Below are 24905 nucleotides of genomic sequence, written 5' to 3' on the forward strand. Positions count from 1 at the left end.
CTTCGCTGGGCCGAGGCTCAGCGTTTGCCGCTGCCGCGCGGGCCGGCGTTCTTCGGGTCGAGTTGGGCAAGGCGTTCGTGCAGCCGGGCCACTTCTTCGCGCAGGGCCTGCACCTCTTCGGCGCTGGGCATGCCCAGCCGCTGAAGGGCGGTGGCAACGCGCTGGTCGAACACGTCTTCGAATTTGCGGAGGCCAAAACTGTCGAGGCTCGGAAAGCCGCGCGGAACGGCCGCCTTGGCGGCACCGGCCGCGTCGGGCTTGCCCTGGCCGATGCCCAGCAGCCCCTCGATCACGTTGGCCTGACGCTTGGCAACGTCGTCGCGCACGTTGCCAAGTACCTTGAGGCCTGCGCGCAGCAGGCCTTCACCGACGGCCTTCGGGCTCGCCGGTGCATTGGGTGTGACAGCAGCAGTTTTTTTCTTTGGCGCCGCCGCAACCGTCTTTTTGGCTGCGGGGGCCTTCCTGGCCGTGGGAGCTTTCTTCGCAGGCGCCGCCGCCTTCTTCTTTTTCAGGCTTGCGGTAGCGTCGGGGCGGGTCGCCATGCGTTCTTGCTCCAGGATCAGGCTGCCTTGCGGGCGGTGGTGCGGCGAACCGACTTCTTGGCCGCGGCGGCCTTGGCCTTCACGGTGCGCACGGTCTTGGCTTCTTCGGTGCCGCTCACGCGCACTTCGATCTGCTTGGCGCCGGCTGCAATCTTGTCGGCGATCTGCACCGACACGTTGGCGATCGGCTGGTTCAGCGCGTTCAGGGTCTTGACCACCGAGGTGACGATAGGCGATTCGACACCCGCCACGCGGTCGGCCACGGCTTCGATGCCGCTGGTCGTGCCTGCGGCCACGCGGTCCATCACCGAAACGATGCGGCCGGTATCGATGTCCAGGCGGTTGGCCAGGAAGCCGTTGATCTTTTCTTGCGCGCCGATCAGGTTGGCCTTGATCTGTTCGCTCACCAGCGGAATCTGGCGGCTGCCCAGGAATTCGCTGTAGCGCGAAGAAGCGCCGCCGAGCAGGCGATGCACGCCGGCGCGATAGGCACCCACCAGGGTCTTGCCTGCGTCGTTGTACTGGCCAACGACGTGGATGGCTGCGGAAGAGAAAGAAGCTTGCGTGGTCATGTGGATTTCCTGGAAGTTGATTGATCGGTCGCTGGATTCGCGATGGAGTGATCTTCTTCCAGAGCGCCTAGGCCTGAAAAGCTAGAACCGTCGGAAAACTAGTCCAACTGCCCCAATTTTCTGCCGCGGCCTGCGGATCATGCCGCAGCAGCCGCCCTGGCGCGCTTGGCCGGCGCGGCGGGCTTGCGCGGCGGCGCCTTGCCCGCGGCCGCCTTGGCGGGCACTTTCCTGGCGGCTGTCTTGGCGACCGGCGCCTTGGCCGCGGGGGCTTTCGCTGCGGGCGCCTTCTTGGATGCGGCCTTTTTCACCGCAGGTTCCACTGCGGGCTTGGAGGCAGGTTTGGCCGCCGCCTTCGCGAGGGGTGCCGGCTCGGGAGCCGCCGCCTTCGGCACTGCCGCGGGATGGCTCTGCGTCAGGCTCATCAGCAACTGGTGCTCAGCCAGCAGGTAGTCGCCAATCTCGGTGATGTCGGGCACCGCGCGGCGGCAGGCGATGAGGCCATAGTCCATGCGCCCGTTGTAGCTTTGCACCGTGACGTTCAGCGCCATGCCGTGGCCTGCGATCGACACCGGGTAGTAGCTGGTGACGAGCGCGCCCGCAAAGTACATCGGAAACGGCGCGCCGGCCACATTGGAAATGGCCACGTTGGCCCCCGGCGGCAGCAGGTTCACGAGCCCCGAGCGCCCGACCATCGAGGCGATGCCCGACACCAGCCAGGGCGCGGCAAAGGTGGGAAAGTCGTCGAGGATCACCGCCTTGAAGCGGTTCATGGTCGACTTCGAGCTGGTCGACGAGGCGTTGATGGCCTTGAGCCGCTGCACGGGGTCGGTGATGTCGGTGGCCAGGCTCACCAGGATCATGCTGGCCTGGTTGTTGGCCGTCTCGTCGCCCGCTTCGCGCAGGCTCACGGGCACGCCGGCCACCAGCGGCTTGGCGGGCAGCTCGTTGTTGTCGGCCAGGTAGTGGCGCAGCGCGCCGGCCACCGTGGCCATCACCACGTCGTTGAGCGACACGCCGAAGTGCTTGGCGATGTGCTTGGTCTCGGCCAGCGAAATGGTGCGGCCGGCAAAGGTGCGCTGGTTGGTGATCGACACGTTGAGCGAGGTGCGCGGCGCAAAGAGGTTGAACTTCTTGGGCGCGGTGGCTGCGTTCTTCTCGGCCGCCTTCTCGTCCGGCTTGGCGAGCCCACCCAGAGCACGCGCGATGGCCGGCGCCATCTTGAAGAGCTTGACGTACTGCTGCGCCGTGTTGCGCAGCGCCGCGGTCGCGAGTTCGGCCATGCCCAGCTGGTAGCCGCTGCTGCGCGGGCGTGAGCGCGGCGGCTTCACCACGCGGCCCGTGGCCTCGAGATCGAAGATGGCCTTGCCGAGCGCCACGCCGGCCTGCCCGTCGATGCCCGCATGGTGCACCTTGGTGTAGAGCGCCACCTGCCCGCTCTTCAGGCCGTCGATGATGAAGAACTCCCACATCGGGCGGCTGCGGTCGATCAGCGTGGAATGCAGCCGCGCCACGTACTGCTGCAGCTGCCGGTTGGTGCCGGGCTTGGGCAGCGTGATGTGGCGCACGTGGTAGTCGAGGTCGATGTCGTCGTCTTCCACCCACACCGGGTTGGTCAGGTCGAAGGGCATCAGCGCGAGCTTGCGCGTGAACACGTCGGCCAGGTGAATGCGGCTGGCCATGAACTGCTTGGCGTCCTCGTAGAAGTCGCCCTCGTAGCCCTTGGGCAGATCGAGCACGTTGAGCGAACCCACGTGCATCGGCATCTCGGGGGTCTCCAGGTGCAGGAAGGTGGCATCAAGACCGCTCAGGTGTTTCATGTGTCGTGTCTCCTTGTGTGCGCAGGCGCCGTCCGGCAGGATACCCGTGCGCGGCCCTGCGAATCGGACCGAAAGCAGCGAACGCGGGTTTGTCCCGAGACCCTTGCACGATGCGCTATTAATTCAATAGCTTTCGCCGGGCCTGCGCGAACCATGCCCTCTTCATGCCGGATTCGTACACTGGGCCCATGACATCCATCGCTTCCATGCAGACCGACGAGTTCCTGTGGCTCGAAGACATCGACGGCGCCGAACAGCTCGACTGGGCCCGTCAGAACAACGCGAAGACCGTGCAGCGCTATGCGCAATCGGCCGCCTTCGAGCGCATGGAGCAAGGCATTCTCGAAGTGCTCGACTCCGATGCGCGCATTCCAATGGTGCGCAAGATCGGGCCGCTCTTCTACAACTTCTGGCGCGACAAGAAGAACCCCAAGGGCCTGTGGCGCCGCACCACGCTGGCCGAATACCGCAAGCCGCAGCCCGACTGGGAAACCGTGATCGATCTCGATGCGCTGGCCGAGGCCGACAAGGAAAACTGGGTCTGGCACGGCGCGCAGTGCCTGCAGCCCGAGTACAAGCGCTGCCTGATCTCGCTCTCGCGCGGCGGTGCCGATGCCGACGTGGTGCGCGAGTTCGACCTCGAGCTCAAGCAGTTCGTCTCCGGCGGCTTCACGCTGCCCGAGGCCAAGAACAGCGTCGCATGGAAAGACATCGACCACCTCTACGTGGCCACCGACTTCGGCCCCGGCTCGATGACCAGCTCCAGCTATCCGCGCATCGTGAAAGAGTGGAAGCGCGGCACACCGCTGGAGAACGCGCAGGTGGTGTACGAAGGCGGCATGGACGACATGACGGTCAGCGCCTGGCGCGACAACACGCCGGGCTTCGAGCGCGACTTCGTCTCGCGCCAGATGGACTTCTACGACAGCGAAACCTGGCTGCGCGGCAGCGACGGCCGGCTCGCGAAGATCGATGTGCCCGACGATGCCAACGCCGACATCACGCGCGAGTGGATGCTGGTCGAGCCGCGCAGCCCCTGGACGGTGGCCGGCACCACCTACAAGCCGGGCTCGCTGCTGGCCACTCGGTTCGACGACTACATGGCCGGCAAGCGCGAGATCACGGTGCTGTTCGAGCCCGACGACACCACCGCGCTCGACGACCATTCGTGGACCCGTCACCACTTGATCCTCAATGTGATGCACGACGTGGTGAACAAGCTCGAGGTGCTCACCCCGCAAGCCGGCTCGCAAGAATGGAAACGCGAAAGCCTGGGTGGCGCCCCGGAGCTCTCGACCATCGCGGCCGGCGGCATCGACGAAGACGAGAACGACGACTATTTTCTGACCGTGAGCGGCTTTCTGCAGCCGACCACGCTCTACATCGGCACCATCGGCCAGGGCGAGCCCGAGCCGCTGAAGGACAGCCCCGCCTTCTTCGATGCCTCGCGCCACCGCGTGAGCCAGCATTTCGCTACTTCGAAGGATGGCACGCGCGTGCCCTATTTCGAGATCGCGCCGAAGAACCTGCAGGCCGACGGCAGGAACCCGACGCTGCAGTACGCCTACGGCGGCTTCGAGATCTCGCTGCAGCCGAGCTACAGCGGCAGCATCGGCCGTGCATGGCTCGATCAGGGCGGCGTGTACGTGGTGGCCAACATCCGCGGCGGCGGCGAGTACGGGCCACGCTGGCATCAGGCCGCGCTGCAAGAGAACCGGCTGCGCACCTGCGAAGACTTTGCCGCTGTTTCCGAGCACCTGATCGCGCGCAACATCACCTCGCCGCAACACCTGGGCGCCATGGGCGGCAGCAACGGTGGCCTGCTGATGGGCAACATGCTCACGCTCCATCCCAAGCTCTATGGCGCCATCGTGAGCGAGGTGGCGCTGCTCGACATGAAGCGCTACACCCAGCTTTCGGCCGGCGCCTCGTGGATTGCCGAATACGGCGACCCGGAAGATCCGGAAGAATGGGCGTGGATCCAGGCGTTCTCGCCCTACGAGAACGCCAGGCCGGGGCAGCCCTACCCGCCAGCGCTCTTCACCACGTCGACGCGCGACGACCGCGTGGGCCCGGTGCATGCGCGCAAGATGTACGCGAAACTGGCCGCCATGGGCTACGACGCCAGCTTCTACGAGAACATGGAAGGCGGCCACAGCGCGGCGGCGGACAACAAGGAATCGGCCTTCATGGATGCCCTGGGCTATGCCTATCTTTGGAAGCACATCGGACGCACATCGACATGAGCAACGACAACGGCACCACCCTCGAACTGATCGGCGCGCCCACCGACGTCGGCGCCAGCGTACGCGGTGCCGGCATGGGCCCTGATGCGCTGCGCGTGGCGGGGCTTCCGGAGGCGCTCGCGCGGCAGGGCTTCACCGTGCTCGACCGCGGCAATCTCGCCGGGCCGGCCACCCCGTGGACGGCGCCCACGAACGGCCTGCGCCATCTCGACGAGGTGATCGCGTGGAACCGCTCCGTCTATGCGGCGGTGGACACCGCGCTGGGCACCGGCCACGTGCCGCTCATGTTGGGCGGCGACCATTGCCTTGCCATCGGTTCGGTCAGCGCCGTGGCCTGGCATGCGCGCAAGCGCGGCAAGAAGCTGCGCGTGGTGTGGCTCGATGCGCACTCCGACGTCAACACCGAAACCACCAGCCCGAGCGGCAACCTGCACGGCATGCCCGTGTCGTGCCTGCTGGGCCACGGGCCCGCGGTGCTCACCGGTTGGAGCGGCGAGCGCGCGGCGCTCGAGCATGACGCCATCCGCTTCATCGGCATCCGCAGCGTCGATGCCGACGAGAAGGAAGCCATTCGCACCCTCGGCCTGCACGTGTTCGACATGCGCCACATCGACGAGCACGGCATGCGCACCACCATGACCGAGGCGCTGCAGGACGTGGACGAGGACACCCACCTGCACGTGAGCTTCGACCTGGACTGCCTCGACCCGAACATCGCGCCGGGCGTGGGCACCGGCGTGCGCGGCGGCCCGACCTACCGCGAGATGCAGCTGTGCATGGAAATGATCGCCGACACCGGCCGGCTCGGCTCGGTCGACGTGGTGGAGCTCAACCCTGCGCTCGACGTGCGCAACCAGACCGCCGAGGTGGCGGTGGAGCTGATCGAGAGCCTGTTCGGAAAGTCGACGCTGGTGCGCTGAGCGCGTCAGGCCGGTCTCAACCCGGGTTCGGTACCGGCTTCACCGGAAAAGGCGTGGCCGGCGCCGGGGGTGCCAGCGGCGCCGATGGCCGCGGAGCTTCGGGCGCGACGCTGGGGGTTGCCGGCTCTTCGCCGCCCTGGCCTTCCAGGAAGCGGTCGAGCAGCGCAAAGAAGCGGTCGTAGAAGAGTTCGTCGGTGAGCGTCTCGCTGGCCACCTTGACCATGGCGTCGTCGCTGCCTGCAAAAGGCAGCGAGAGCGAGCCGAAGGCGCCGACGCCGACGCTGGCCGAGTTGTTGACCTTCTTGATGCCATAGCGGTCTTGCAGCGCGGTCGCAAAGGCCACGGTGCTTCGCTTGCCGGCCTTGCCGCCTTCGCGCGCGCACACCACGCGGAACTCGACCTCCACGTGCACCTCGAAGGCCGGCTGGAAACTCTTGCGACCCGTCACCAGGTCGGGATTGGCCGCGTTGATCATGTAGCCCTGGCTCAGCAGGGCGCGTCGCGCGGCTTCGCAGGTCTGGGCCTCGGTGGCGGCGTAGGTGCGCGTGTGGGTGGTGGTGGAGTCGAACTCCTCGGTTTCGTACGACACCCGGCGCGGGCTGCTACCGCAGGCGGTGAGCAGGAGGGACGACAACAGGCCGAGGACCAGAACCGGCGTGCGAAGAACGGAAAGGTCAGAAGAGAAGCGAAGGGGCATGATCATGGCGCGGCGAATCCTAACCGGCGTCTCCGCCGGCGAGGTTTCGAGCATCGCCGGGCGCCGGCGTTCCCAACGCGGCGCAAGAATTTTTCAGGACCAGCGCAGCACGTGGTGCGCACGCACGCGCGTCGCGGCAATCAACCGGGCATTGGGCGCGTCGGTGCGGGCCACCCAGTCGCGCGCGGCCTCGGCGCTGCGGCCGAACTGCTGGTGGCGCTTTTGCAAACGCTCTTCGCGCACCGCATCGTCGATGTCGACGTACCAGACCTCGTCGAGCATGGCCGCCGCGCCGGCCCAGGGGCCGTCGTCGTGCAGAAGATAGTTGCCTTCGGTGATGACCAGCTGCGTCTCTGGCAGCACCGCGATGGCGCCGGCGATCGGCTCCTCGATCTCGCGGCGGAACTCGGGGGCGTAGACGATGGGGTCGTCCGGCCCCTGCTCGCGCAGCCGCTGCAGCAGCGCTACATAGCCGGCGCTGTCGAAGGTATCGGGTGCGCCCTTGCGGCCGGCACGGCCGAGCCGTTGCAGCTCGACGTTGGCCAGGTGAAAACCGTCCATCGGCACGACCTGCGCGCGGCCCGCGCCCACCGCTTGGAGCAGCGCCAGCGCGAGCGTGGACTTGCCCGCGCCCGGCGCGCCGACCAGCCCCAGCAGCTTGCGCTGCCCGCCGGCCATCAGGGCCTGCAGGCGCGCCAGGCTGTCGGCGGGAATGGAGGGAAAGTCTTGCGCGGGGATGGTGCTCATCCCCCGAGCGTACAACCCTCCTTCGCTCCGAGAATCAGGGATACAGACCGCGTTCTTGGCGAGCCATCAGGATCCGCTCGCAAGCCACCGCATAGGTGGCAGTGCGCAGCGAGATCTTGTGCTTGTCGGCCGTGTCCCAGATCTGATTGAGCGCGTTCATCATGATGCGGTCCAGCCGCACGTTGATCTCGTCCTCGTCCCAGAAGAAGGACGAGAAGTCCTGCACCCATTCGAAGTAGCTCACCGTCACGCCGCCGGCGTTGCAGATCACGTCGGGCACCACCAGCACGCCGCGCTCGGCCAGGATGTCGTCGGCCACGGGCACCGTGGGGCCGTTGGCGCCTTCGAGCACCAGCTTGGCGGTCGTTTTCTGCGCGCGCTCGGCCGTGATCTGGCCTTCGAGCGCGGCCGGAATCAGGATGTCGCAAGCCACTTCCCAGAAGTCTTCGTTCGGCACGACGTCGCCGCCGGCCTTGAAGCCGACCACGCCATCGGTGCGCGAGATGGGCACCAGCTTCGTCAGGTCGAGGCCGTTCGGGTTGACGATGGTGCCGGTGTGGTCCTGCACCGCGACGATCTTGGCACCCGCCTCGGCAAAGAGTTCGGCCGCAACCGAGCCCACGTTGCCGAAGCCTTGCACCGCGATGCGTGCGCCGCGCAGATCCATGCCCAGGCGTCGCGCCGCTTCGCGGCCCGTGACGAACACGCCGCGGCCGGTGGCCTTGACGCGGCCGAGCGAGCCGCCCAGGTGCAGCGGCTTGCCGGTGACCACGCCGGTGGCGGTGCCGCCGACGTTCATCGAGTAGGTGTCCATCATCCACGCCATGATCTGCGCGTTGGTGTTCACGTCGGGCGCGGGAATGTCGGTGTGCGGGCCGATGATGATGCCGATCTCGCTGGTGTAGCGGCGCGTGACCTTCTCCAGCTCTTGCAGCGACAGCTTCTTGGGATCGACGCGGATGCCGCCCTTGGCACCGCCGTAGGGCAGGTTGACGGCGGCCGTCTTGATGGTCATCCAGGCCGACAGCGCCATCACTTCTTCGAGCGTGACGTCGGGGTGGAAGCGAACGCCGCCCTTGCCCGGGCCGCGGCTCATGTTGTGCTGCACGCGGTAGCCCTCGAAGTGGGCGATGCTGCCGTCGTCCATCTCGATCGGCACGTCGACGATCAGCGCGCGCTTGGGACGCTTGAGCGTCTCGACCCAGCGGGCCAGCGGGCCGAGATACGGCACCACGCGGTCGACCTGCGAGAGGTATGTGCCCCAGGGGCTGTTGGCGGTCGGATTGACGAAGGAGAGCTTTTCACTCATGGGAGGTCCCTTGGTTTGAATGGATGGCCGCAACGATAGACCTCTCCCGCCCGCAGCGCCATGGCTTATGCGCGCCGCGCTGGCGGGTTATGCAAGAGAGGCTTGGCCGGCCAGCCCGCCCAAGGGCCTACGCCACCGCGCTCAGCAGCGCCGCATTGCCCCCAGCAGCGGTGGTGTTGACCGTGACCGTCTGCTCGCCACAGAAGCGATACAGATAGTGCGGCCCGCCCGCCTTGGGCCCGGTGCCGCTCAGGCCCTCGCCGCCGAAGGGCTGCACGCCGACCACCGCGCCGATGATGTTGCGGTTCACATAAATGTTGCCCACGTGCGCGCGGGTGGCGAGCGCCTGCGCGCGTGAATCGATGCGGGTCTGGATGCCGAGCGTGAGGCCATAACCCAGCGCATTGATGCGTTCGATTACGTCCGCAGGGTCGCTCAGTTCGCCATGGCCCCAGCGCGCGATCTGCAGCACCGGGCCGAATATCTCGCTCGTCACGCGGTCGATGGAGCGCACCTCGTAGGCCTGCGGCGGAATCAGGTTGCCCTCGGCTGAAGAAGACACCGGTGCGAGCAGGCGCTTCGCTTCCGAGTCCAGCCGCTTCAGGTCGCGCCGGATGTTGTCGGCGGCTTCGCCGTCGATCACGGGACCCACGTCGGTCGCCAGCAGGGCCGGGTCACCGGCAGCGAGTTCCCCGGCCGCGCCGCGGATCATCTCGATCACCGCATCGGCAATGCTGTCGTGCAGCACCAGAAGGCGCAGCGCCGAACAGCGCTGGCCGGCCGAGCGGAATGCGCTCTGCACCACCGCATCGACCACCTGCTCGGGCAGCGCGCTCGAATCGACCAGCATCGCGTTGATGCCGCCGGTCTCGGCGATCAGCGGCACGATGGGGCCGTCCTTGGCGGCGAGTGCGCGATGGATGATGCGGGCCACCTGCGTCGAGCCGGTGAACACCACGCCCGCTACGCCGGGCGCCGAGACCAGCGCGGCACCGACTGTTTCGCCCGGCCCGTGCAGCAATTGCACCGCATCGGCCGGCACGCCGGCGGCGTGCAGCAGCTTCACGGCTTCAAGAGCGACGGCGGGCGTCTGCTCGGCCGGCTTGGCCAGCACGGTGTTGCCCGTGGCCAGCGCGGCCGCCACCTGGCCCATGAAGATCGCGAGCGGAAAATTCCAGGGGCTGATGCAGACCCAGGGCCCGCGCGCGGTGAGCCACAGTTCATTGCTCTCACCCGTGGGGCCGGGCAGCGCCACGGGCTGCATGATGCGTTCGGCCTCGTCGGCGTAGTAGCGCAGGAAGTCGACGGCCTCGCGCACTTCGGCGACCGCGTCGCCCCAGGTCTTGAAGGCCTCCTTCACCAGCAGCGCGCAGAAGCGCGGCAGTTCGCGCTGGAGCGCATCGGCGGCCTGGCGCAGCATCGCGGCGCGCTTTTCCACCGGCGTCTTGCGCCAGCTGCGGAAGCTGGCCGCGCTGGCAGCGACAGCTCGTGGCGCGTTGCCGGCATCGAACACTTCGACGCGAGGCACGGCGGTGGTCGACAGGGCCGCCAGCAGCGGCGCGCGCATCGACTCGACCGCAAGGTCCAGGCCTTCGCTGTTGCGCCGTGCAGGAAGCGGCCCATAGAGCGCCGGCGGCAACGGCAAGGCAGGGTTGGTGGGCTCGAGCCAGAGCGGAGACATGAGCAGCTCGTCGAGGTCCACCGTTTCGTCTCCCAGCTGGTTCACGAACGACGAATTCGCGCCGTTCTCCAGCAGGCGCCGCACGAGGTAGGCCAGCAGGTCCTTGTGCTGGCCCACCGGCGCATACACGCGCACCGGCGCGGCCGTGCTCTTCATGACTTCGCGGTAGACGCCCTCGCCCATGCCATGCAGGCGCTGCAACTCGAACGGCGCCCGCGCCGCTTCGGCCATCTGCAGGATGGCCGCGATGGTGCCCGCGTTGTGCGTCGCAAATTGCGGATAGATCGCGTCGGGCGCCGAAAGCAGCGCGCGCGCGCAGGCCAGGTAGCTGATGTCGCTGTGATGCTTGTGCGTGAAGACCGGATAGTGCGGCAGCCCAAGCTCCTGCGCACGCTTGATCTCGGCGTCCCAATAGGCGCCCTTCACGAGCCGGCACATCAGGCGCAGCCGGTGTTTGCGCGCCACCGCCGTGACATGCTCGATCAGCTCGAGCGCGCGCGTCTGATAGGCCTGCAGCGCGAGGCCGAAGCCGCGCCACTGCGGCTGCTCGGCCGCCACGCGCGCGGCCAGCGCCTCGAACACGTCCAGCGAGAGCTCGAGCCTGTCGACCTCTTCCGCGTCGATGGTGAGGTTGAGGTTGGCCGCGGCCGCCAGCTCGCACAGCTGCCACACGCGCGGCACCAGTTCGCGCATCACGCGTTCGCGCTGCGCGTCTTCGTAGCGCGGATGCAGTGCGCTGAGCTTGATGGAAATGCCGTCGTTGTGCTCGGGCGTGCGTGCCGCATCGGCGCCGGTTGCGATGGCACGGATGGCATGCGTGTAGCTGTCGAGGTAGCGCAGCGCATCGGCGTCGGTGCGCGCGCCTTCGCCGAGCATGTCGTAGCTGAAGCGCAGGGCATTGTGCTTACGGTGCGCCGAGCGGGCCTCGTCCATGGCTTCGGCAATGGTCTGGCCCAGCACGAACTGGCGCCCCAGCAGCTGCACCGCGCGCAGCGTGGCAGCCACCACCGTGCGAGCGCCCAGCTTGGCCATGAGGCCAGGCGGATGGTCCCCTTCAGGCAGGAACTTCTTCGACATGGCGATGGCCGCGGACGAAAGGCGCGACAGCGTGGAGTCGGCCGCACCTTCGAAATCGGCACGGCCCAGCTGGTCGGCCGTGAGCGCAATGGCCGTGGCGGCGTCGGGCACGCGAAGCAGCGCTTCGGCCAAGCGCATCAAGGCCAGGCCCTCTGCGCTGGAAATGGGGTATTCGCGCAGCAGGCTTTCCATGGCCCAGAAGGGCGGCGGATGCTTGCGCACCGCCTCCACCCAAGGCCGGGCGGCGGCCGCCGCGGCGCTCCATTCGAGTGCGCCTGCCAGAGAGGCGAGGCGGTGCGAGACGACATCGGCTTCGGGCCGGTAAGGGATGGGCAGGTGCATGGCAGTTCCTTGGTTCTATCCCCTATGGTCTTTGGATATAGACCGAATCTTTTGCCAAAAATGACAACCTCAACCGGATAATTCACCAATGCACGACTTGGACCTGGACCGCATCGATCTCCGGCTCCTGAAGATTCTTCAGCAGGATGGCCGCATCACCAACCTCAAATTGGCCGAGGCGGTGGCGCTCTCACCCACCGCCGTGCTGGCCCGGGTGCAGCGGCTCACGCGCGATGGTTTCATCCTGGGCTACGAGGCTCGGCTCGATCCCCACAAGCTCGGGCGCGGCCTCACAGTGTTCGTCGAAATACTGCTCGACCGCACCACGCCCAACGTGTTCGACCAGTTCAAGGCGGCCGTGCAGGTGCGCGACGAGATCATGGAATGCCACATGGTGGCGGGCGGCTTCGACTACCTCCTCAAGACCCGCATGGCCGACATGGCGGCCTACCGCGAGTTCGCGGGCACCGTGCTGTGGCAACTGCCCGGCGTGCGCGAGACGCGCACCTACGCCGTCATGGAAGAAGTGAAGAGCAGCGCGAGGCTGCCGCTGGGCATCTAGTCAGGCCGGCTTGCGGGGACGACCGCCGAAGATGGCGGTGCCGATGCGCACCATCGTGCTGCCGGCGCTGATGGCCGCCTCGAGGTCGGCGCTCATGCCGAGCGAGAGCGTGTCGATCTCGATGCCCGCGGCGTTAATGGCGTCGTAGACGGCGCGGGCGCGCAGGCACAGTTCGCGCTGCGCGGCGAAATCCGGCGCCGGTTCGGGAATGGCCATGAGCCCGCGCAGCTTCAAATGTGGCAAAGCCACCACAGCGCGCGCAAGGGGCAGCGCCTCTTCGGGAGTCACGCCGGACTTGTTCGCGCCGCCATCCACGTTGACTTGCAGGCACACCTGAAGCGGCGGCAAATGCGCGGGCCGCTGGGCCGAAAGACGCTCCGCAATCTTCAAGCGGTCGATGCCGTGCACCCAGTCGAAATGCTCGGCCACGGGCCGCGTCTTGTTGCTTTGCAGAGGGCCGACGCAGTGCCATTCGAGTTCCGCGCGCAGATCCGAAAGCGCCTCGATCTTGTCCAGCCCCTCTTGCACATAGTTCTCGCCGAAGGCCCGCTGCCCTGCCTCGAAGGCCTCGCGCACGGCCTCCGGCCCGAAGGTCTTGGACACCGCCAGCAACCGGACTTCGGCCGGGTTGCGCCCTTCGGCGGCGCACGCCTTTGCGATCCGGCTCTTTACTTGCTGGAGGTCGTCGCCAATCATCGTCATAATCGTCCCCAAATCGTATCAAAACGTCACCGAACTCGATCGAGGAGCCCCGTGGACATTACCCAACTGCTGGCATTCAGCGTCAAGAACAAAGCCTCCGACCTGCACTTGTCGGCCGGCCTCCCGCCGATGATTCGCGTTCACGGCGACGTGCGGCGCATCAACGTCGATGCGCTCGACCACAAGGCGGTGCACGCCATGGTGTACGACATCATGAGCGACACGCACCGCAAGCACTACGAAGAGTTCCTGGAGGTCGACTTCTCGTTCGAGATCGACGGCCTGGCGCGCTTCCGCGTGAATGCCTTCAACCAGGCGCGCGGTGCGGCCGCGGTGTTCCGGACCATTCCTTCGAAGATCCTGACGCTGGAGCAGCTGAACGCGCCCAAGATTTTCGCGGAACTGGCGCTCAAGCCGCGCGGGCTGGTGCTGGTGACCGGACCCACCGGCTCGGGCAAGTCGACCACGCTGGCCGCGATGGTCAACTACCTGAACGAAAACGAGTACGGCCACATCCTCACGGTGGAAGACCCGATCGAGTTCGTGCACGAATCGAAGAAGTGCCTGATCAACCAGCGCGAGGTCGGGCCGATGACGCTCTCGTTCTCCAACGCCCTGCGCTCTGCGCTGCGCGAAGACCCGGACGCCATTCTGGTGGGCGAGCTGCGCGACCTGGAAACCATTCGACTCGCGATGACCGCGGCCGAAACGGGCCACCTGGTGTTCGGCACGCTGCACACCTCGTCGGCCGCCAAGACCATCGACCGGATCATCGACGTGTTCCCGGGCGAGGAAAAGGAAATGATCCGCGCCATGCTGTCCGAATCGCTGCAGGCCGTGATCTCGCAGACGCTCTGCAAGACCAAGGACGGCCAGGGCCGCGTGGCGGCGCACGAGATCATGCTGGGCACGCCGGCCATCCGAAACCTGATTCGTGAGGCCAAGGTGGCGCAGATGTATTCGGCCATCCAGACCGGCCAGGGCTCGGGCATGCAGACGCTGGACCAGAATTTGACCGAGCTCGTGCGGCGCAGTGCCATTTCGGCGGCGGAAGCGCGCGGCAAGGCCAAGATTCCCGAAAACTTCCCCGGGTGACTGTCCCCGCATGGGGATCAACTTTTAAACGCCGCGTTCGTCGAATAATGACGGCACACTGAATCAGGAGTCGCACATGGAACGCGATCAAGCCAGCCAGTTCATCAACGACCTGCTCAAGCTCATGGTGAGCCGCAACGGCAGCGACTTGTTCATCACCGCCGACTTTCCGCCCGCGATCAAGGTCGACGGCAAGGTCACCAAGGTGTCGCAGCAGGCGCTGGGCGCGCAGCACACGCTGGCGCTCACGCGCTCGGTCATGAACGACCGCCAGACGGCGGAGTTCGAGCGCACCAAGGAATGCAACTTTGCGATCTCGCCGACCGGCATCGGCCGCTTCCGCGTGAACGCCTTTGTGCAGCAGGGCAAGGTCGGCATGGTGCTGCGGACCATTCCGGCCAAGCTGCCGACCATCGACGGCCTGGGCATGCCGCAGGTGCTGAAGGACGTGTCAATGACCAAGCGCGGCCTCACGATCCTGGTGGGCGCCACGGGCTCGGGCAAGTCGACCACGCTGGCGGCAATGATCGACTGGCGCAACGAGAACTCCTACGGCCACATCGTGACGGTGGAAGACCCGGTCGAATTTGTGCATCCGCACAAGAACTGCGTGGTGACGCAGCGCGAAGTGGGCATTGACACCGACAGCTGGGAAGCCGCGCTCAAGAACACGCTGCGCCAAGCGCCCGACGTGATTCTGATGGGCGAAATCCGCGACCGCGAAACCATGGAGCATGCAGTGGCTTTTGCCGAAACCGGCCACCTTTGCATGGCCACGCTGCACGCGAACAGCGCCAACCAGGCGCTGGACCGGATCATCAACTTCTTCCCCGAAGAGCGTCGCGCCCAGCTGCTGATGGACCTGTCGCTGAACCTGCGCTCGCTGGTTTCGCAGCGCCTGGTGCCCACCGAGGACGGCGTGGGCCGCGTGGCGGCTGTGGAAGTGCTGCTGAACACGCCGCTCATTTCCGACCTGATCTTCAAGGGCGAGGTGGGCGAGATCAAGGAGATCATGCGCAAGAGCCGCAACCTGGGCATGCAGACCTTCGACCAGGCGCTGTTCGACCTGTTCGAGAGCCATTCGATCACCTTCGACGACGCCATCCGCAACGCTGATTCGGCCAACGACCTGCGCCTGCAGATCAAGCTCAACAGCCAGCGCGCGCGCAGCACCGACCTCGCAGCAGGCACCGAGCACTTCGCGATTGTCTAGACGCGTGACGCGGGCGCTGCGTTGGCTTTAAGCTCTGGCCCATGAGCAGCATCAACTCCCGAACCTACGAATCCGTACCCGCCCAGACGGTGGCTTTCCTGGGCCTTGGCGTCATGGGCGGGCCGATGGCCGGGCACCTGGCCAAAGCCGGCCACAAGGTCACGGTCTACAACCGGACCCCGGCCAAGGCCGAAGCCTGGGTGGCCGAATTCGGCGCCCCCGGCCGCCATGCCGCCACCCCGCGCGAAGCGGCAGCCGGCGCCGACATCGTCTTCAGCTGCGTCGGCAACGACGACGACCTGCGCGCCGTGGTGCTGGGCCCGAACGGCGCCTTCGCGGGCATGAAGCAAGGCAGCGTCTTTGTCGACCACACCACCGCTTCGGCCGACGTGGCGCGCGAGCTGTCGAATGCGGCGCAGTCGGCCGGCTTCCAGTTCATCGATGCGCCGGTGTCCGGTGGGCAGGCCGGCGCGCAGAACGGCGCACTCACCGTCATGTGCGGCGGCGACAAGACGAGCTTCGAACGGGCCAAGCCCGTGATGGCAGCCTTTGCGCGGGCCGTCACGCTGCTGGGCGCGAGCGGCGCCGGCCAGCTCGCAAAAATGGTGAACCAGATCGCCATTGCGGGGCTGGTGCAGGGCCTCTCGGAAGCCATTGCCTTCGGCCAGCGCGCCGGGCTCGACATGAAGCTGGTGCTCGACGTCATCGGCAAAGGTGCCGCCCAGAGCTGGCAGATGGACAACCGCGGCAAGACCATGATCGAAGGCAAGTTCGACTATGGCTTTGCCGTCGACTGGATGCGCAAGGACCTGGGCCTGGTGCTCGACGAGGCCAAGCGCAACGGCGCGCGCCTGCCTGTGACGGCGCTGGTCGACCAGTTCTATGCCGACGTGCAGCAGGCCGGCGGCAAGCGCTGGGACACGTCGAGCCTGATCACCCGGCTCAAGTAAAAAAGAAAGCCCGCGCAAGCGGGCTTTTTCTTTGCTTTCCGGTCAGCGCACCGGCGTGGGCGTCGCGCCGCCGGGCTGTGCCGGCGGCAGCGGTTCCATCGGCGGCAGCGGCACGCGAGAAGAAGACGAAGACGGCGCGGGCCCAGGTCCAGGCCCAGGCGCTGGTGCAGGCGCCCCTGTGCCGCCGCGCTGCGCCTGATTGGCCAGTTCGGATTCACTCACGACCTCGACCACGCGCACCACCTTCTGCACGCCCGAGACGCCGCGTGCGATGTCGGTCGCGCGATCGGTTTCGCGCCGCGTTGCAATGCCCATCAGGTAGACCACGCCGCGTTCGGTCACCACCTTGAACGAATTGGCGAAGATGTCCTTGGCATCGAGCAGCGAAGCCTTGACCTTGCCGCTGACGAACAGGTCGTTCGAGCGTTCCTGGAAGGTGCTGGACGGGCCGACGGTGAGCTCGTTGACCACCGAGCGCACGTTGTCCACGCGCTGGATCACGTCTTCGACGCGGCGGCGGTCGGCCTCGCTGCCCACGGCGCCCGTCAGCAGCACCTGGCGGTTGTAGCTGGTGACGCTCACATACATGTAGTCGTTGGCGATCTCTCGCACGCGCGCGGCCGCACGCAGTTCGATGCCCTGGTCGTCGAGCTGGGCCCCCGAGCTGCGGCGATCGGTCGCCACCATGCCCATGCCCACCGCGGCGGCCCCTCCGACCACCAGCGGCACGCAGGCCGAGAGCCCGGCAACCAGCACGGCTCCCGAGGCAAATGCAATGGCAAGGCGTTTGAACGGTGTCGTCGTCATGTAGAAGCTTCCTGTTCTCCGAGTAACTGGGCATCCACGCCGTCGCACAGGCAATGCAGTGCGAGCAGGTGGACTTCGTGGATACGCGCCGCACGTTCGTGCGACACGCCGATCTGTACATCCGTTTCGCGCAGCGCGCGGCCGATGGCGCCACCGGTTCCGGTGCTGCCCACGCCGGGCGATGCCGCCTGGCCGGCACTGGCGTTGCCGAGCAGCGCGACCACGGTCATGTCGCGCTCATGCGCGGCCAATACCGCGGCCAGCACGGCGGCCGACTGCCCGCTGGCGCTGAGCACCAGCAGCACGTCGCCGGCCTGGCCGAGCGCGCGCACCTGGCGCGCAAAGCGGTCGGCGTCGATGGCGTTGGCGCTGTCGGCCGTGGGATCGGTGCTGTCGCCGGGCAGCGCGATGGCAGCCAGCTCAGGGCGTTCGCGCTCGAAGCGGCCGACGAAATGCGCCGCGAACTGGGCCGCGAGCAGGCCCGACACGCCCGCACCGCAGGCCAGCACCTTGCCGCCGCTGGTCACGCACGCGAGCAAGGCCTGCATGGCCTGCGAAATGGGTTTGCTCAGGACTGGGCCGGCCTGGTACTTGAGGTCGGCGCTATCGATGAAGTGTTGCTGAATCCGTTGCTCGAGCATGGGGCGGGATGATACCGGGGGGGGATGAAACAAGACGTGTGTGGTGTGGAGCTTATGCCGAGCGCTCAGTTCCCGCCCGCATCGAATGCGGCCTTCAGCCACGTGATGCGCTCCTCGACCAGTACCACGTCGAACCTGCACGGCGGCAGCGTGCGCAGGTTGTTCAGGTAGTGGCGGGCCGCAAAGATGATGCGCCGTTGCTTGACGCCCGTGATGCTGCCGCCGGCGCCGCCGTGCGCGCCGGTGCTGCGCTGCCGCACCTCGACGAACACCAGCGTGGCGTCCTGCGGATCGCGCATGATCAGGTCGATCTCGCCGCCGCCTCGTCCGGGCGTTCGATAATTGCGCGCAACCAGCACCAGGCCGGCATCGTGCAGATGATCGAGCGCGGCGTCTTCCGCCGCATCGCCGCGACGCTTGGTCGTCGTTGTGATGGTCTTCATGCTTGCTCCCTGCCGGCTTTCTTTTTTTGTTTCTTCGGAGAAACCCATTGGCTTCACTAGCACCCGCTTCTTTCGGCGCCGTCCTTGCGGCCGCGCGCGACGCCTCGGGTGCACAGCATTATCCGCAGGGCACGCTCTACGTCGTGGCCACGCCCATCGGCAACCTGGCCGACATCACGCTGCGCGCGCTGCACGTGCTGCAGATCGTGGACGCCATTGCCTGCGAGGACACGCGCCACACGCAAAGCCTGCTGCGCGCCTACGGCATCGATCGGCCCGGCGGCCAGCTGCTGGCCGTGCACCAGCACAACGAGGCCGAGGCGGCGCAAACCGTGGTTGCGCGGCTCGCCCAGGGTGAGCGCATTGCCTACGTGAGCGACGCCGGCACGCCCGGGGTGAGCGACCCTGGCGCGCGACTGGTGGCAGCCGTGCGTGCGGCTGGCCAGCGCGTGCTGCCGCTGCCGGGCGCAAGCAGCGTCACCACGCTGGTAGGCGCGGCCGGGCTGGTGGCCGAAGGTGGAAGCGACGGCAATGCCAGCAGCGCCTTCGTGTTCGCGGGCTTCCTGCCGACCAAGGCCGGCGAGCGCGACACCGCAGTCCAGGCGCTCGCGCAAGAGCCCCGCGCTGTCGTGCTGCTGGAGGCGCCGCACCGCATCGAGGCCCTGGCCCGCGCGCTGGCCGCGTTGGGCGAGCGCCGCATCACCGTCGGACGCGAGCTCACCAAGCAGTTCGAGGAGATTGCGACCGTTTCCGCCGCAGAGTTGCCGGGCTGGTTTGCCGCCGGCCGCGATCGCACGCGCGGCGAATTCGCGCTCGTGCTGCACCCCGTGGCCGCATCCACCGACGATGGCGCCGAAGGCGAACGCGTGCTGCGCTTGCTGCTGGCCGAGCTGCCCGTGAAAACGGCCGTGCGGCTCGCGGCCGAGATCAGCGGCGCGCCGCGCAACGCGCTGTATGAAACGGCGCTGCGCATCCGCAGCGAGGCCGGCTCAGCTGACGACGAGCAATAAGCTCAGGCGTCCAGCTCTGCATAGCGCCTGAAGATCCCGTCTTCGTTGAACGCGATGCGGCGCGGGCTTTTCAGGTAGTTGTGCACGCGCTCGCGGCGCCTGACGTTGTCGTGCAGTTTCTCGACCAAGGGCGTTTCGGCGAGCGCCCTGCCCGCGGCCTTGGGGAACGCGTAGCGCAAGCCTTCCACCAGCTGGAACAGCGACAGGTCGGCATAGGTGAGCACATCGCCCACGAGGTGCGACGAGCCCGCCGGATTGCGCTGCAGCACGCGCTCGAACCAGTTCAGGAATTTGGGAATCCGCTCGTCGCGGAAGGCCCGCGCGCGCTGCACGGCCGCGTCGCGCTGGTCTTCGTAGTAGGCGCCGGTCGAGATGGGGTGGTGCGTGTCGTGCGCCTCCGCCACCACGTCGGCAATGGTGAGCTGCAGCTGGTGCGTCCACAGGCCGTCGGATTCGCCCACGCCCGCAAGGCCGAGGCGAGGCCCGAGGTACAGTAGGATGGCCGCGGTCTGCCCGACGACGATGTCGCCATCGATCAGGAACGGCGGCGCGAAGGACGGCCGCACGATTTCGGGGTCGTCGAGCCGGTCGCCCAATGCGGACTCGCCGCCGCCCTTTGATTCGGGCAGCCGCGCCACGTCGACATAGTTTGCGCCGGCCGCCTCGAGCGCGAGCCGCACAAATTCCCCGCGGCCCTGGATCGTGGGCCAGTAGTGGAGTTGATAAGTGGTAGTGGTCATGCGGCCATGGTGTCAGGCTCCGCACGCCCTCGCAACCGCCCCCTTTTTGTCCCTCACAGCCCCTCGGCTAGCTCCACCGCGCGGCGTTTTGCATCAACCCGCGCGACAGTGTCGACCTCCGGCCCCATCAAGGTCTTTTCGACCACCACCGAGCGCACCTCGCGCACGCCGATGAACCGCAACCACGTCTCGATGTAGGGCAGCTGGAAGTCGAGCGCGTGCGCGGAGCCATCCTTTCCCAGCGGATAGTCCAACCCTCGCGCGCACACCACCGTCGCCATGCGGGTCTGGAGCATGCCCGACAGGCCCGAGGCGTCGAAGCGGAACAGCACGTCCTTGTGCGACACCACGTCGATCAGGTGCTTCAGCTTGTAGGGAATACCAAAGTTCCACAGCGGCATCGCCAGCACGATGTGGTCCGCCGCGTGGAAAGGCGCGGCGATGCGCCGGACCTCGTCCCACGCCGTTTGCTGGGCGTCGGTGAGCGGCACGCCGTTGATGCCGGCGTACTTGGCGTCGAGCATGTCCTGCGACAGCTCCGGAAGCGCCATCGTCCAGGGATTGAGCGTGGTGACACGGCACGCCGGGTGCACACGCCTCACCTCGTCGATGAAGGCGCCGGCCACATCGATGCTGGCGGAGCGCGTTTGCCTTGGCGATGTCTCGATGTACAGGAGTTCTTTCATGGCTTGCAGAGCGTGAGTGGTTCAGGTCAGCCGAGGCTAGGCATCAACCAGCACGCGCACAAGCAACATAATTTGCGGCAATTCAGAACAAACTGCACTGAACGAAACCATGCTCGACTCCCAGCAACTGCGCGCCTTTGTCTCCGTTGCCGACCACGGCAGCGTGACCCGCGCGGCCGAAGCCATGCACCTGACGCAATCGGCCGTCAGCGCACAGATCAAACGGCTCGAAGAACAGCTGGGCTGCCGCGTCTTCGAGCGCACCACCCGCTCGCTGCAGCTCACCGCCCAGGGCAGCGTGCTACTGAGCTATGCGAGGAGCATCCTCAACCTGCAGCAGCAGGCGGTCTCCCGGCTCGCGGCGCCCCGCCATGCGCCGACGACACTGCGCCTCGGATGCTCGGAGGGGTTTCCAAGCGAATGGCTCTTTGCTGCGCTCGCAGGCTTTCGCCAGCGCCGGCCCGACGTGCACGTGGAGATCACCGGCGGCATCAGCACCGTGCTGGCCAAACAGGTGCGGCAGCGCTCGCTCGACCTCATGGTCGGCACGGTCTGCGATGCCGGTGGCGACACCGAAACGCTCTGGATGGAACCGCTGGCATGGGCCTTTTCCGAGCGCGCGCTGCTCGACCCTGACGCGCCCGCGCCGCTGGCCTTTCTGTCGGAGCCCTGCCCGTTCCGCGAAGCCGCGCTCGCTTCACTGGCCGGCCATGGCGCGGCGAACTGGCAGGTCGTGCTGACCGCGCAGAGTTCTGGCGCATTGGTGTCGGCCGCCGCCGCCGGCCTGGCCATCACCGTGCTGACGCCTTCGGGAATGCCGCCCGGCCTGCGCTCCATTCCGCCGGGGAGTTTTTTGCCGGCACTGCCGCCGGCGCGGTTTGTGATTCAGCACGCCAAAAGCGGCACCGCTTCCGAAGCCCTGTCAGCGCTGGCCGACGAAGTTCGTGAGGCTTGCTTTCGGTGGCGCGGGGCGCATGCGGTCGAGCCGCGAGTGCGCACGGCGTGAGTGAGTCGAAGCAAATGCGGGACCGAAAATCCTTGGAGCTTTCTCCTGCGTTGGCTCTTCGCAAGCGGATGCACTCGTGGTCTGCTTGCGGTCGCGCTACCAATCACACAACGTGTAGCGCTTGAGGCGACAACGCGTCTTTCCGCAGTTCACACGGCCCCAGAACGGGGTGCAGCCCTCTTGGGCTTTCTCTCCACCGTTTTTACACCGCAATTCACGCGGGTCGGTTTCAGGTCATGCTCCGTGAATTAAGCGCGTTGCCACCACTAGTTTGTTGTTACGGCACCTTGCGAGGAGAGCTGCAGTGGCTTTGGCAGCGGCGCCTTGAACTCGGGACTGATTAGCACTAGTTGCTCCACGGACTCCGCGGAGCTGATTTCTTTGGCCCACCTGAGGGAAGTTAGCTGATGGTTTGTTGCCCGAGAAGCGTCCAGAGCCCGATCCTCCTGGTGCAGAAGCAAAACTAACGTTAACGGCTGATCGAAGCGTTCGTGCAGCCGGCAAAGCGTTTGGATCAGACGCGTGAAACACCGAAAAGTCGTCTGGTCCATTTCTTGAGCCGGGTCATCCAAAGCAATAAGAGAATGGCGAAACCTGCCTGAAGACATATACCGTGTAAAGAACCACGCCAATCCGAGAACATGGTTCTCTGCTTGATTGAAGATGTGCCTCGCCCCTATCTGTCGCTTGTCGGCTCCAACAACAATCCGGAGGCTTTCGTTTCCGCGTTTGTTTTCCGCCAAAAGCCTCGGCCTGTCGGATAAATTCCAGCGTGCCGGTGTCATGGTCATCGCGAGCTCGGTCCATACAGCCTGAAGTGTCTTGGGCAAATGCTGCTGAATGATGGCCAAACACTCTTTGTCAATGATATCTCTTATTCTTGCCCACTGCGCTGGAAGTTCCCATAACGCCGCACCTCTACCATTCTCGACCTCTATCGCATTCCAAACCCTTCGGGCCGCTACCGATGTATCTTCTATCACAGCTAAATCAGGAGGCGAGATTAGCAAATCCACTGAGCGAAGAATTGATTCCATGGCCACATTATCTGAAAGAATTTCTTCAAGCGCCTCATACCCTGCACCAGGCATTCCGAGCAAATGTGCAAGAAAAATTCTTCGCTCTTCACTCAACGGGCAATTTCCGACTTGCTCCGCCTCTTTTTGAACCTCTCGAAGCTGCGCCAAAATTTCCGCATACCTTTTTCGAGTAGCTACGATTTGCTCCTCAACAACAGTTGCAAGTCTTGCGGCCGTGGCCAATATCCCTCCTTCTGCCGCATGGTTGGAACCGCAAGTCGGGCAAACATCTGGATGGTCGCTGGCCCACGAAATCAAGAAGGTGCCTTGAACCTGCCTCAAATGCTGCTGATGCTCAGCCAACGAGAGGCCAAGGTTTTTGACTTCGAGCAATCTTTTGCTTAGTTCGGTCTGCTGCTCCACAAGCTTTGTGTTCGACACAATCGCATTAGGGGTGCGTCTCCCCTGTAGCCAAGCTCGCCATTTGAAAAGATCCTCTTCGAGTTCGGACCTCTGCTGGGCCATATCAGCACACGTGTGCGCAGTTTGCTTCCGCAATCGCAGCATCTGAGTTGACGCCCTGTTGCGACGCTCAAGCCAACCATAGACCGCACGTTCGCACTCAGCATCAGCACCAAGTTTTTCTAGCTGAATGATAATCTTGGCAAGTTCATCTCGCTTGATTTTGGAATCCGCCTCAGTCCAGTCAAATGCGATCGATCTTGCCTCAACAGAATGCTCTGGGATACGTTGAGCTAAAGCTTCAAGCCAAAAAATTATCTGCTGAGTACCGGGTGGATGATATCGGTTTATAAAATAATCAACCAATTTCGTCAGTCGACTTTCCTCCTTAGTAACCGAAGCTGCAATTCCGAACTCTCGAAGCCAAGTCTGCCTTTTGAGATTTGCTTCGTTGTATTCTCTCTCACAGAAACTTTGGAGATTTTGCGCGAGTGTAGAGTAGCCACTCAAAACGCGCGCACCTAATTGCCGACCCGTGGTCTCCACAAATGATCGTGCGTCCTCCTGCGCCAGCAAGGTCCCATCGGAATCGATTAATCTCTGTTCAGCTTGCCGTTCGTCGGATGGCAGATCGAGCAGCGCATCGATTCCATTAACTTCAATCTTTGGGGGCTGGACTCCCCTCAACGGCGTAAGCACCGCCTTGACATAAGCAGATGCCATCGGCCTAAAAATATCAGGATCGCGTAGATACTCCACCAATCGCCTGGAAGATCTTGCCACAGCAAAACTTAATCCCTCAAAGATACTCGACTTCCCGGTCCCATTAGGGCCATGAATGATGTGAGAAAAAACCCTTTTACCCGGACTCTCTAGGGCCAAAGAAAAATCAGAGATATTTCGCATTCCGTTGATTTTTATCTCGGGAAGCTGGAGCGGCTGCGCCGGGAATGGATTTGAAATTGAACTCGAAGTTTCCGCGATTACGCTCGCGGCCATAAGTGCGACCATTTTTCGCTCTTGTGCATTAGCAAAACGATCTGGCAAATGCTCGAGCAACCGTTTAACCGCTGTATCCGCCGATAGCCAACCTTCGATCTCTGACACGGGAAGTTGAAGCAGTCGTCGACTAGCGAACAAGAGCTGAGGCACTGCATTACCATTTGACAGCTCGGCTGCAAGGGTAGACAGATCGTCGAAATCAATTAGATCTATTGAAAATTCTTCCGTAAAACCGCTTTCCGCGCGCAGGTCTTGAACGGCACGCTCCCACTCCTGTCGACATAGGCGTTGGACGATAAAAACCAGGGCGATGGTCCACGTGCCTCGTTTATCCTGTGATTCGTTTGGAACGCCCGTCTTCCAGAGCAGTTGGGCGGCGTCGGATAGCGTTTTTTGCACGCACTCCTGCACCGCAGCTGCGACTTTGCTTGGATCAACGATTTCGACAAATTTAAACCATACGCCGAGATCAACGTCGAACAAATCTGCCTGTTCAGCCGCAAGCTCGGATATTTGCCAAACCGCCGTTGCATCTTCTGCAAATCGATCCGTCAAAGAGACATTCAGTTTGCTCATGTACTCTGATCGAATCCACGCCTCGATTGTGGCCAATGCAC

The 24905-nt window shown here is 65.1% G+C and carries 22 protein-coding genes; 8 read left to right on the forward strand and 14 right to left on the reverse strand.

Features of this window, described 5'->3' with window-relative positions:
- Nucleotides 1–17: 17 nt before the first annotated feature.
- From BLR24_RS12275 to BLR24_RS12285, 3 genes are all read right to left on the reverse strand, one after another.
- The gene (locus BLR24_RS12275) at nucleotides 18–542 is read right to left on the reverse strand and encodes a phasin family protein (protein ID WP_093017126.1); all 525 of its coding nucleotides are present in this window, start codon (nucleotides 540–542) and stop codon (nucleotides 18–20) included.
- Between the two features lie 17 nt (nucleotides 543–559).
- The gene (locus tag BLR24_RS12280; protein ID WP_093017128.1) at nucleotides 560–1114 is read right to left on the reverse strand and encodes a hypothetical protein; all 555 of its coding nucleotides are present in this window, start codon (nucleotides 1112–1114) and stop codon (nucleotides 560–562) included.
- Nucleotides 1115–1251: 137 nt separating this feature from the next.
- Nucleotides 1252–2931, reverse strand: a complete 1680-nt coding sequence (locus tag BLR24_RS12285) for a WS/DGAT/MGAT family O-acyltransferase (protein ID WP_093017130.1) — start codon at nucleotides 2929–2931, stop codon at nucleotides 1252–1254.
- Between the two features lie 188 nt (nucleotides 2932–3119).
- Between BLR24_RS12285 and BLR24_RS12290 the strand changes: the two genes are divergently transcribed.
- Both BLR24_RS12290 and rocF read left to right on the forward strand, forming a co-directional pair.
- On the forward strand, nucleotides 3120–5177 hold the full coding sequence (locus tag BLR24_RS12290) for a prolyl oligopeptidase family serine peptidase (protein WP_175543256.1): 2058 nt from the start codon (nucleotides 3120–3122) through the stop codon (nucleotides 5175–5177).
- A complete protein-coding gene (rocF, locus tag BLR24_RS12295) occupies nucleotides 5174–6097 on the forward strand; it encodes an arginase (RefSeq protein WP_093017134.1) in 924 nt (307 codons plus the stop codon). The genes BLR24_RS12290 and rocF overlap by 4 nt, the downstream gene beginning before the upstream one ends.
- 16 nt (nucleotides 6098–6113) lie before the next feature.
- On the opposite strand, the gene BLR24_RS12300 is transcribed toward rocF, so the two are convergent.
- From BLR24_RS12300 to BLR24_RS12315, 4 genes are all read right to left on the reverse strand, one after another.
- Nucleotides 6114–6800, reverse strand: coding sequence for a DUF2242 domain-containing protein (locus tag BLR24_RS12300; RefSeq protein ID WP_093017388.1), 687 nt, complete (start codon nucleotides 6798–6800; stop codon nucleotides 6114–6116).
- Nucleotides 6801–6887: 87 nt separating this feature from the next.
- Nucleotides 6888–7541, reverse strand: coding sequence for a nucleoside/nucleotide kinase family protein (locus tag BLR24_RS12305; RefSeq protein WP_093017136.1), 654 nt, complete (start codon nucleotides 7539–7541; stop codon nucleotides 6888–6890).
- 34 nt (nucleotides 7542–7575) lie between these two features.
- The gene (locus BLR24_RS12310) at nucleotides 7576–8850 is read right to left on the reverse strand and encodes a Glu/Leu/Phe/Val family dehydrogenase (RefSeq protein WP_093017138.1); all 1275 of its coding nucleotides are present in this window, start codon (nucleotides 8848–8850) and stop codon (nucleotides 7576–7578) included.
- Between the two features lie 127 nt (nucleotides 8851–8977).
- A complete protein-coding gene (locus tag BLR24_RS12315; protein WP_093017140.1) occupies nucleotides 8978–11950 on the reverse strand; it encodes an L-glutamate gamma-semialdehyde dehydrogenase in 2973 nt (990 codons plus the stop codon).
- A gap of 88 nt (nucleotides 11951–12038) precedes the next feature.
- Here BLR24_RS12315 and BLR24_RS12320 point away from each other — a divergent pair, with 88 nt between their 5' ends.
- Nucleotides 12039–12512 (forward strand): Lrp/AsnC ligand binding domain-containing protein, encoded by a 474-nt coding sequence (locus BLR24_RS12320; RefSeq protein WP_093017142.1) that lies wholly within the window; start codon nucleotides 12039–12041, stop codon nucleotides 12510–12512.
- On the opposite strand, the gene BLR24_RS12325 is transcribed toward BLR24_RS12320, so the two are convergent.
- Complete coding sequence (locus BLR24_RS12325; protein WP_093017144.1) at nucleotides 12513–13214, reverse strand: YggS family pyridoxal phosphate-dependent enzyme; 702 nt, start codon at nucleotides 13212–13214, stop codon at nucleotides 12513–12515.
- A 51-nt stretch (nucleotides 13215–13265) separates the two neighbouring features.
- Here BLR24_RS12325 and BLR24_RS12330 point away from each other — a divergent pair, with 51 nt between their 5' ends.
- The 3 genes from BLR24_RS12330 to BLR24_RS12340 all read left to right on the forward strand — a co-directional run bounded on the left by BLR24_RS12330 (nucleotide 13266) and on the right by BLR24_RS12340 (nucleotide 16472).
- Entirely contained in the window at nucleotides 13266–14309 is a 1044-nt protein-coding gene (locus BLR24_RS12330; protein WP_093017146.1) for a type IV pilus twitching motility protein PilT, read from the forward strand.
- Nucleotides 14310–14385: 76 nt separating this feature from the next.
- On the forward strand, nucleotides 14386–15522 hold the full coding sequence (locus BLR24_RS12335; protein WP_093017148.1) for a PilT/PilU family type 4a pilus ATPase: 1137 nt from the start codon (nucleotides 14386–14388) through the stop codon (nucleotides 15520–15522).
- Nucleotides 15523–15563: 41 nt separating this feature from the next.
- Nucleotides 15564–16472, forward strand: a complete 909-nt coding sequence (locus BLR24_RS12340) for an NAD(P)-dependent oxidoreductase (protein WP_093017150.1) — start codon at nucleotides 15564–15566, stop codon at nucleotides 16470–16472.
- A gap of 42 nt (nucleotides 16473–16514) precedes the next feature.
- On the opposite strand, the gene BLR24_RS12345 is transcribed toward BLR24_RS12340, so the two are convergent.
- From BLR24_RS12345 to BLR24_RS12355, 3 genes are all read right to left on the reverse strand, one after another.
- The gene (locus BLR24_RS12345) at nucleotides 16515–17279 is read right to left on the reverse strand and encodes a BON domain-containing protein (protein WP_093017152.1); all 765 of its coding nucleotides are present in this window, start codon (nucleotides 17277–17279) and stop codon (nucleotides 16515–16517) included.
- Nucleotides 17276–17920 carry an SIS domain-containing protein gene (locus BLR24_RS12350; protein ID WP_055808093.1) on the reverse strand — a complete coding sequence of 215 codons (645 nt, stop codon included), beginning with the start codon at nucleotides 17918–17920 and terminating at the stop codon, nucleotides 17276–17278. Before BLR24_RS12350 ends, BLR24_RS12345 begins: the two co-directional genes overlap by 4 nt.
- Nucleotides 17921–17985: 65 nt before the next feature.
- On the reverse strand, nucleotides 17986–18363 hold the full coding sequence (locus BLR24_RS12355) for a YraN family protein (protein WP_093017390.1): 378 nt from the start codon (nucleotides 18361–18363) through the stop codon (nucleotides 17986–17988).
- Nucleotides 18364–18410: 47 nt separating this feature from the next.
- Between BLR24_RS12355 and rsmI the strand changes: the two genes are divergently transcribed.
- Entirely contained in the window at nucleotides 18411–19373 is a 963-nt protein-coding gene (gene rsmI / locus BLR24_RS12360; protein WP_093017154.1) for a 16S rRNA (cytidine(1402)-2'-O)-methyltransferase, read from the forward strand.
- A gap of 2 nt (nucleotides 19374–19375) precedes the next feature.
- Here rsmI and BLR24_RS12365 read toward each other — a convergent pair whose 3' ends face one another.
- Nucleotides 19376–20113, reverse strand: a complete 738-nt coding sequence (locus BLR24_RS12365) for a glutathione S-transferase (RefSeq protein ID WP_093017157.1) — start codon at nucleotides 20111–20113, stop codon at nucleotides 19376–19378.
- A gap of 53 nt (nucleotides 20114–20166) precedes the next feature.
- Complete coding sequence (locus tag BLR24_RS12370) at nucleotides 20167–20799, reverse strand: FMN-dependent NADH-azoreductase (RefSeq protein WP_093017159.1); 633 nt, start codon at nucleotides 20797–20799, stop codon at nucleotides 20167–20169.
- Between the two features lie 109 nt (nucleotides 20800–20908).
- Here BLR24_RS12370 and BLR24_RS12375 point away from each other — a divergent pair, with 109 nt between their 5' ends.
- Nucleotides 20909–21805 carry a LysR family transcriptional regulator gene (locus tag BLR24_RS12375; protein ID WP_093017161.1) on the forward strand — a complete coding sequence of 299 codons (897 nt, stop codon included), beginning with the start codon at nucleotides 20909–20911 and terminating at the stop codon, nucleotides 21803–21805.
- 266 nt (nucleotides 21806–22071) lie between these two features.
- On the opposite strand, the gene BLR24_RS30395 is transcribed toward BLR24_RS12375, so the two are convergent.
- A complete protein-coding gene (locus BLR24_RS30395) occupies nucleotides 22072–24864 on the reverse strand; it encodes an ATP-binding protein (protein ID WP_139188755.1) in 2793 nt (930 codons plus the stop codon).
- Between the last annotated feature and the right edge of the window lie 41 nt (nucleotides 24865–24905).

This window comes from Variovorax sp. OV700 (genome assembly GCF_900099805.1).
Lineage (GTDB): Bacteria > Pseudomonadota > Gammaproteobacteria > Burkholderiales > Burkholderiaceae_C > Variovorax.